Annotated in this window: 6 protein-coding genes; 1 reads left to right on the top strand and 5 read right to left on the bottom strand. The window is 72.6% G+C overall.

Annotated elements, in window-relative coordinates:
* Window positions 1–23: 23 nt before the first annotated feature.
* A complete protein-coding gene (locus ACWGI8_RS12230) occupies window positions 24–1,070 on the bottom strand; it encodes a class I SAM-dependent methyltransferase (RefSeq protein WP_453660210.1) in 1,047 nt (348 codons plus the stop codon).
* Window positions 1,071–1,241: 171 nt separating this feature from the next.
* Between ACWGI8_RS12230 and ACWGI8_RS12225 the strand changes: the two genes are divergently transcribed.
* On the top strand, window positions 1,242–4,133 hold the full coding sequence (locus tag ACWGI8_RS12225) for a BTAD domain-containing putative transcriptional regulator (RefSeq protein ID WP_453660208.1): 2,892 nt from the start codon (window positions 1,242–1,244) through the stop codon (window positions 4,131–4,133).
* On the opposite strand, the gene ACWGI8_RS12220 is transcribed toward ACWGI8_RS12225, so the two are convergent.
* The 4 genes from ACWGI8_RS12220 to ACWGI8_RS12205 all read right to left on the bottom strand — a co-directional run bounded on the left by ACWGI8_RS12220 (window position 4,120) and on the right by ACWGI8_RS12205 (window position 8,322).
* Window positions 4,120–4,923, bottom strand: a complete 804-nt coding sequence (locus tag ACWGI8_RS12220) for a PIG-L deacetylase family protein (RefSeq protein ID WP_453660207.1) — start codon at window positions 4,921–4,923, stop codon at window positions 4,120–4,122. The genes ACWGI8_RS12225 and ACWGI8_RS12220 overlap by 14 nt on opposite strands.
* The gene (locus ACWGI8_RS12215) at window positions 4,920–6,140 is read right to left on the bottom strand and encodes an MFS transporter (protein ID WP_453660206.1); all 1,221 of its coding nucleotides are present in this window, start codon (window positions 6,138–6,140) and stop codon (window positions 4,920–4,922) included. Before ACWGI8_RS12215 ends, ACWGI8_RS12220 begins: the two co-directional genes overlap by 4 nt.
* A gap of 135 nt (window positions 6,141–6,275) precedes the next feature.
* Window positions 6,276–7,160 (bottom strand): acyl-CoA thioesterase II, encoded by an 885-nt coding sequence (tesB, locus tag ACWGI8_RS12210; protein WP_453660204.1) that lies wholly within the window; start codon window positions 7,158–7,160, stop codon window positions 6,276–6,278.
* A gap of 4 nt (window positions 7,161–7,164) precedes the next feature.
* The gene (locus ACWGI8_RS12205; protein WP_453660202.1) at window positions 7,165–8,322 is read right to left on the bottom strand and encodes an acyl-CoA dehydrogenase family protein; all 1,158 of its coding nucleotides are present in this window, start codon (window positions 8,320–8,322) and stop codon (window positions 7,165–7,167) included.
* Window positions 8,323–8,414 lie beyond the last annotated feature (92 nt).

Raw genomic sequence — 8,414 nt, 5'->3', positions numbered from 1 at the left:
GCCACGGCCGCGCAACCGCCGGCTCACGGCCGGATCTCGTACACCAGGTTGAACGGGGTTTCAGCGGCGCGGCGGAACCGGGTGAATCCGGCGTCCGTGATCACCTGGCGGACCGCGGCCTCGCCGGCCTGCGCGCCCAGGGCGTAGCCGCCCGGCTGGGAGAGACCGTTGGGCACGCAGAGGAACGTGGAGCCGCTGTAGTACAGCCGGCCGACCGGAGTGAAGTTCTCCTCCACCTTGTCGGAGGCGTTCGGCTCCACCAGCAGCCATGTGCCGTCCGGAGCCAGTGCGTCCCGCACCCGCCGGGCGGCGCCGAGCGGGTCGCCCATGTCGTGCAGCGAGTCGAACATCATCACCAGGTCGTAGTCCGTGCCGCCGAAGGTCTGCGCGGTCGCCACCTCGAAGGTGACCCGGTCGGTGACCCCGGCCCCGGCCGCCTTCTTGCGCGCCAGCTCGATCGACTTCGCGTGGTAGTCCGCGCCGACGACGGTGGTGTGCGGGTAGGCCTCCGCGAGCAGCAGCGACGAGGAGCCGAGACCACAGCCCAGGTCGGCCACCCGGGCCCCCGCGGTCAGCTTCGCGTCGACCCCGTCCAGCGCCGGGATCCAGCTCGGGATCAGCTCGGCCACGTAGCCGGGCCGGTAGAACGCGTCGCATCCGACGAAGACGTCCTCGTCGTGCTCGTGCCAGCCGACGCCCTCACCGGTGCGGAACGCCTCGGTGATACGCGGTTCGGCGCGCAGATACCCCAGCACGATGAGGAACGCGGCCGAAACGTTCGGGCCGTTCGGGTCGGCCAGGCAGAACGCCTGCTCCTCGGTGAGCGAGAACTCACCGGTCTCCGGGTCGTAGCTCACGTATCCGCCCGCGGCCTGGCCGCGCAGCCACTCCGTGAGGTAGCGCGGGTGGCACCCGGTGCGCTCAGCGAACCGCTCGGGCGTCGCCGGGCCCTGAGCAAGCGCACGGTAGAGCCCGAGCCGGTGGCCGATCACCACCGAGCCGGCAGCACCGGTCGCGCCCAGGTCCGCCACGAAGCGCCCGAGGAACTCCGTCACTTTGTCGTGGTCCATCTCCGGTTCCTTCCTGCCCGACCGGCTCGTGCCGGTCACAGCAGCAAGGCTCGGCGCGCGGCCTGTCACGGCCCTCCCACGGCCCTCCCACGGCCTGTCATCGTGCTGACAGGCCGAGTTCGTCCGCCTCGCGGAACATGGTCACAGGGCATGGTGGACGCGAGGAGTGCCATGGCAGTCGGGCCCCGGCCGCCGGCGGTCCGGGTGGAGGTGCTCGGGCCGCTGCGGCTCCTGGTCGACGGCGCCCCGGTGGACGTACCCGGTCCCAAGCGGCGCGCGGTGCTCGCGCTGCTCGCGCTCGCCGAGGGCCGGATCGTGACGGTCGACCGCCTCGTGGACGCGCTGTGGCCGTCGGAGGTGCCGGAATCGGGGCGGCAGGCCCTGCACAACCACGTGTCGCGGCTGCGTGGGCACCTCGGCCCGGCGGCGGCCCGGCTCGAAACGAGGCACGACGGCTACCGGCTCGCGATCGAGCGGGACGAACTGGACGTGGCGCAGGCGCGGGCGCTGCTGGCGACGGCGCGTACGACGGCCCAGCGGGACCCGGCCGAGGCGCTCCCTCTGCTGCAGGAGGCGCACGGGCTGTGGCGAGGGCCGGTTCTCGCCGATCTCACCGACATCGTGCCCATCGCCACCGCGGTCGAGGAGTACGCTCAGCTGCGCCACGAAGTCACGGACGCATTGGTCGCAAGCGCCGTCGCCGCAGGACAGGCCGAGGGGATCCTGGGCCTTGCCGCCGCGTCTTCGGCCGCCGACCCGCTGCGGGAGCCCGCGGCGCTCCTGCACATGCGGGCGCTGGCGGCCTGCGGGCAGGCGCCGGAGGCACTGCGCGTCGGGCGGGACTACCGGCACCGGCTCGTCGACGAGACCGGCCTCGACCCCTCACCTGCGCTGGACGAGCTCGAACGGGACATCATCGGCGGCGCGGCCGGGCCGGCGCCCGGTCCGGCAGGTCCGGCCGGTCCGCCCGAGGCGGCCGCCCGGCCGACCACCCGGCTGATCGGCCGCGAGTCGCAGGTCGCGGCCCTGCAGCGGCAGTTGGCGGCCGAGCGGCTCGTCACGCTCGTCGGGCCGGGCGGCGTCGGCAAGACCCGGGTCGCCCTGGAGGTCGCGCGAAAGACCGGCACGGCGACGGTGCTCCTGCTCGCACCGGTCACCGATCCCGCCGCCATCCCCCACGCGCTGGCGGCGGCCCTGAACCTGAAGGTCGACCAGGGAGACGTTCTCCGCGCTTGTGTCGCCGTGCTGGGCGACGACCCCGGTCTGTTGGTGATCGACAACTGCGAGCACCTGCTCGACGGCGTCCGGGACGTGGTGGGCGTGATCCTCTCCTCGTGTCCCCGGATCTCTCTGCTGGCCACCAGCCGCGAACGTCTCGGCCTGGCGGCGGAACACGTCTCACGGCTGGCGCCACTGCCGCTGCCACGCCCCGATCAGGATCCCTCGCAGGTCCCGTCCGCGGCGCTCTTCCTGGACCGGGCCCGCCGGGTCCGCCCCGGTCCGCCACCGACGCCGGTGGAACTGCGCACGGTCGCCGACATCGTGCGCCGGCTGGACGGGATGCCGCTGGCCATCGAACTAGCCGCGGGCCGACTGTCCACGTTCTCCCTCGCCGATCTGCGTGACCGCCTCGACCGCTCGCTCGATCTGCTCGGCGGTGGCAGCCCCGGCGCGGATTCCCGGCACCGGACGCTGCGCGCGACGATGGAGTGGTCGTACCAGCTCCTCACGGAGGACGAACGGCGACTGTTCCGGCATCTGTCGGTGTTCGCCGATGGCGTCGACCTCGACACCGCCGAGCGGCTGGCTGCCGACCTGGGCCTGGAGAGCGATCCCGGAAGCGTTCTGGCCCGCCTCGTCGACGCGTCCATGATCGACGCCTCTTTCGAGGGGGCCACCCGGTACCGCATGCTGGAGACGCTGCGGGCGTTCGGGCTGGACCGGCTCGCGGCGGCCGGCGAGCACGATGCCGCGGCCGAGCGGCTGCTGCGCTGGGCCGTCGAGCTGACCGCATGGATCGGCACCGCCATGGCCACCGAGCGGGAGCCCGAGGCCGACGCCGTCCTGCGCCGCGAGCTGCCGAACCTGCGGGCCGCGTGGCGGCTGGCCCGCAGCCGAGAATCCCTGGACGACGCCGCGGCGATGGTCGTCGTGCTGTACGACGCGGTCGCCTACCGCGACCTCGTCGAGATCCGGGACTGGGCCGAGGAACTGGCCGACGACCCGGCGCTCGCCACCCACCCCCGTGCGGCCGCCGTGCTCGGCACCGCGGCCGAAGCCACGTACCACCGCGGTGACTACCACCGTGCCGACCGCCTCGCCCGCAGCGGTCTGGCGAAGGCGACCGACAGCGACGGGTCATGGCACAACCTGATGGTGCTCTCGGTGGCCGACCTGGCTCGTGGCGCCTACGGCGACGTGATCGAGCACTCCCTCGCCGCAGCCGCGCTCGCGGGCCCGCACCGGGAGTGCCTCGGGATCGCCGCCCTCGCGACGGCCTACGCGGGCGACGCCGACGGGGCGCGGAAACTGAACGACCGGGGGCTGGCCGGCGCGGTGACGCCCAGCATGCTCTCCTGGGGTGCCTACGTCGCCGGAGAGATCGACAGCCTCACCGGTCACAGCGAGTCGGCCGAGCGGCACTACCTCCGTGCCATCGACCTGGCCCGGAGCTCCGGAGCGACCTTCCTCGTCGGCGTCGCGACCGTCGGGCTCCAGGCGGTGCGCGCGTCCGCGGGCCGTGTCCACGAGGCGCTCGCGGGCTACCGGGACGTCATCGAGTACTTCGACCGCAACGGCAACTGGACCCACCTGTGGACCACGCTGCGCAACCTCGCCGAGCTGCTGCGCCGACTCGGCGACGACGAGCCGGCGGCGCTGATCGACGCCGCGGCCGACCAGGCACCCGACGCGCCCGCCGTGGTCGGACCGACCGATACCGGGGCCCCCGTGCTGCGGACCACGACCACGACCGGGACCGCTCCCGCGACCCAGGTCCCCGGCCGTGCCGCCGTCCTGGAGACGGCCCGGCAGGCGATCGAGCGGCACCTCATCCAACCGTGAGGGCCGTCGAGGGAGGCCCGCATCCAACCGTGAGGGCCGTCGAATGAGGCCCGGCAGCGGCAGGGCGCCGCGGCCGTTCGACGAACGACTCGTCGCCGACCCACGCCGTGAAGCGGTCGACGCCCATGCCGGCGATGAGCTCGCCCGTCTGCGTCCGCTGCGCCGCCAGGGCACGGACCTTGCGGGCCGCCGTGTCCGCGTCCAGCACGAGGTCGACCGCCAGCCGGTGGGCGGGCGTCATGACCGGGAGCCCCGGAGGGAAGATCCCCAGGCTCTCGTCGAGCGCGCTCCAGCGCGGTGCCCGCCGCTCCGCGAACGTGGCGTGGAGCAGCCGCGCCCCGTCGGGGGCGGCACGGTCGAACGCCGCCCCGGCCCAGGCGGACACCGTCCGGTGGTCCGGGTGACCGGTGATGCCGTCCGGGCCGAAGGTGACCACGGTGTCGGGTCGTACCCGCTCGATGACGTCGCACAGCACCGCGACCGCGTCGGACGCGCGGGCCGCCGCACACTGCCCGTCCCGGTGGTCGAGCCAGTGGTGCTCGCCGACCCCGAGGATCTCCAGACAGCGCGCCAGCTCGTCGGTGCGCGCCGCGGCCAGTCGGTGCGGTGGCCACCGCACCGGATCCGGCGTGCCGAGTTCGCCGTGGGTGGCGGTCACGCACACCACCCGCGACCCGCTGTCGCGAGCCATCGCCATCAGCCCGCCGGAGAGGTAGGCCTCGTCGTCCGGGTGCGCCCAGATCCCCAGGACGGTGCCCAGTTCGCCGACTTCCGATGCGGACGTGATCATGTCCTGACCTCCTTGGTGCGGATCCCGTGCACGGCCAGCCCGGCGCCGCAGCAGAGGACGGCGATCATCCACAGCCGGCCGGCTCCGACGGTGTCGACCGCGAGACCACCGCACAGCGAGCCGGCCGCGGATCCGAGCTGGATCGCGGAACTGTTCAAGGCGAGCAGCACCGGCGTCGCCGACCGCGTCCCGAGGCCGATCAGGCGGTGCTGCTGTGCGGGAACGAACCCCCAGGCGGCGATCCCCCACGCGGCCATGACCGCGAGTGCCCCGCCCATCGACGTCGCGAGGTGCGGCAGCACCGCGAAACCGGCAGCCAGCGCAGCCACGGCGGGCACCACCACGCGGCGAGGGCCGATCCGGTCGGCGGCGGTTCCTCCCCACCAGGTGCCCACCATGCCTCCGACGCCGAACGCCCCGATGAATAGCCCGAGCCCGATCGGCCCGGCCACGGCGGCCAACAGCAAGGGGAGGTAGGTGTACATGCTGTACGAGGCGGTCATCACCAGGAACGTCACGCCGAGCGCCCCGGCCACGGCGGGGGAGCGCATCGGGCGCAGCCGCTCCCGCACCGTCGCGCGGACCAGGGGGCCCGACCCGGCGCGGGTGACCAGCAGACCGGCGACGGTGGCCGCCGCGACCACGGCGACCAGCCCGAACGCCGCACGCCAGGAGATCGTCGAGGCCAGCAGCACGCCCAGCGGAGCGCCGAGCACCATGGCGGCCGACGTACAGCCCAGGAGCACGCCCAGCGCCCGCCCACGGTGGCTCGCCGGCACTGCCGCGACGGCCGCCGCGCCGGCGGCCGGTACGTAGACCGACGCGGCGAGCGCTCCCAGGACCCGCGTGACGAGCAGCGCGGGAAGCGTCGGCGCCACTGCCGACAGCACGCTCAGTGCGCCGAACAGAGCTGCCGAGCCGATCAGCACCTGTCGCAGTGGCCGCGACCTGAGCAGAGCGCTGAGCAGAACGGCGCCGATCGCGTACGCCAGCGCGAATGCCGTCACCGTCAATCCGGCGACGCCGGTGGTGACATCGAAGTCACGCGCGATCCCACTGAGCATCCCGGCCACGACGAACATGTCGGTACCGATCGCGAACGTGCCGATCCCGAGCGCCGCGACCGAGAGCCACCGGCACCGGTCCGGTGCCGGTGCGCGGATCATCCGGGCCGTCATCCGGGCCGGCACCGCTGTGCCAACCACGTCCTCGTCCATCTCGGCCTCCACGTCCGGTAGCAGTCCGATCGTGGGAGCACGCCCTCGCAGGGCACTACCGCGGCGCTGTCATGCGCCGTCGACGACGAACGAGGGGGCCACAACCGGTGCGCCGGCACCGAGGCCGCGGGTCCGCTAGTCGTGCGGGACCCGGACCACGCCCTCCTGGATGACCGAGATCGCCAGCTGTCCGTCCTGCGTGTAGATACGGGCCTGGCCGAGGCCGCGTCCGCCGTGCGAGCTCGGCGACTCCTGGTCGTACAGCAGCCACTCGTCCGCCCGGAACGGCCGGTGGAACCACATCGCGTGGTCCAGCGACGCGCCCACGACGTCACCGACGGTCCAGCCGCCCCGCCCGTGCGCCAGCAGCACCGAGTCGAGCAGCGTCATGTCCGAGACGTACGTGGCGAGGCAGACGTGCAGCAGGGGATCGTCCGCGAGCTTGCCGTTCGTACGGAACCAGACCTGCGAGCGCGGCTCGCGCGGCTCCCCGACGGTGGCGTAAGGAGGAGCGTCCACGTACCGCAGGTCGACCGCCGAGCGTGCCTCGAGCATCCGCTCCACGATGTCCGGGTGGATGAGCTCTCCCGCGTACCGCGGCAGGGACTCGGCGGCCGTGGGCAGGGTCTCGGGGTCCGGCGCGTCCGGCATCCGCGTCTGGTGGTCGAGCCCTTCCTCGTACGTCTGGAAGGACGCCGAGAGGTGGAAGATCGGCTGGCCGTGCTGGACGGCGACGACCCGCCGGGTCGTGAAGGACCGGCCGTCGCGGATCCGGTCGACCGTGTACACGATCGGAGCGCCTGGGTCGCCCATGCGCAGGAAGTACGCGTGCAGGGAGTGGGCCGTGCGGTCGTCGGGGACGGTGCGGCCCGCGGCGACGAGCGCCTGGGCCGCGACCTGTCCGCCGAAGACCCGGGGCACGATCGCCGAGCGCGAGCGGCCCCGGAAGTAGTCCTGCTCGACCTGCTCCAGGTCGAGCAGATCGAGCAGTTCTTCGAGCGGCTGTGCGCGTTCGCTCACAGGGTCACAGCCCCATGTCCTTGGCGATGATCGACTTCATGACCTCGCTGGTGCCGCCGTAGATGCGGTTGACGCGGTTGTCGGCGTAGAGGCGGGCGATCGGGTACTCGTTCATGTAGCCGTAGCCGCCGTGCAGCTGGAGGCAGCGGTCGATGACGCGGTGCGCGACCTCGGTGCAGAACAGCTTGGCGGAGGCGGCCTCGGCGGGCGTGAGCTCTCCCGCGTCGAGGGCTTCCAGGGTGCGGTCGGCGACGGCCTCGGCGGCGTCCACCTCGGCCTGGCAGGCGGCCAGCTCGAACTTGGTGTTCTGGAAGTGCGCGACCGGCTTGCCGAAGACCGTGCGCTCCTGCACGTACTCCTTGGCGAACCGGACGGCGGCCTTGGCCTGGGCGTACGCGCCGAACGCGATGCCCCAGCGCTCGGACGGCAGGTTCCGGCCGAGGTAGTAGAAGCCCTTGTTCTCCTCGCCGAGCAGGTCCTCGACCGGGACCTTGACGTCGACGAAGGCCAGCTCCGCGGTGTCGGAGGTCTTCAGGCCGAGCTTGTCCAGCTTGCGGCCGATGGAGTAGCCCTCGGACTTGGTGTCCACGGCGAACAGGGAGATGCCGAAGCGGCGGTCGTCCTCGCGCGGGGCGGAGGTACGGGCGCACACGATCACCCGGTCGGCGTGCACACCGCCGGTGATGAAGGTCTTGGAGCCGTTGAGGACGTAGTGCGTGCCGTCCTCGGAGAGCTTGGCGGTGGTCTTCATGCCCGCGACGTCGGAGCCGGTGCCCGGCTCGGTCATCGCCAGCGCCCACATCTCCTCGCCGCTGACGAACTTCGGCAGGTAGCGCTTCTTCTGCTCGTCGTCGGCCAGCATCTTGATGTACGGAAGGGCGAGCAGCACGTGCACGCCGGAGCCGCCGAAGTTGACGCCCGCGCGTGAGGTCTCCTCGTAGAGCACGGCCTCGAACTTGTGCGTGTCCAGGCCCGCGCCGCCGAACTCCTCGGGGACGTTGATGCCGAAGATGCCCAGCTCGCCGAGCTTGTAGTAGAAGTCGCGAGGCGCCTGGCCCGCCGCGTACCAATCGTCGTAGACGGGGGCGACCTCGGCCTCGATGAAGGCGCGGATGGTCTCCCGGAACGCCTCGTGGTCCTCGTTGTAGACGGTACGGCGCACGGTCGACGCCTCCTTCGCAGTACGTGGGGCAGCTATGTCTAAGCGCTTGCTCAGACCAAGTTACCCGGCAGTTCGCAAGCCTGTCCAGAGTG

This window comes from Streptomyces sp. NPDC054841 (assembly GCF_053611045.1).
This window is presented reverse-complemented; position numbering and strand designations above follow the sequence as displayed.

What these genes read in the sequence shown, in the direction of transcription:
- ACWGI8_RS12225 (WP_453660208.1), top strand. Translation starts at nt 1,242, where the DNA reads ATGGCAGTCGGGCCCCGGCCGCCGGCGGTCCGGGTGGAGGTGCTCGGG.
- ACWGI8_RS12220 (WP_453660207.1), bottom strand. Translation starts at nt 4,923, where the DNA reads ATGATCACGTCCGCATCGGAAGTCGGCGAACTGGGCACCGTCCTGGGG.
- ACWGI8_RS12230 (WP_453660210.1), bottom strand. Translation starts at nt 1,070, where the DNA reads ATGGACCACGACAAAGTGACGGAGTTCCTCGGGCGCTTCGTGGCGGAC.
- ACWGI8_RS12215 (WP_453660206.1), bottom strand. Translation starts at nt 6,140, where the DNA reads ATGGACGAGGACGTGGTTGGCACAGCGGTGCCGGCCCGGATGACGGCC.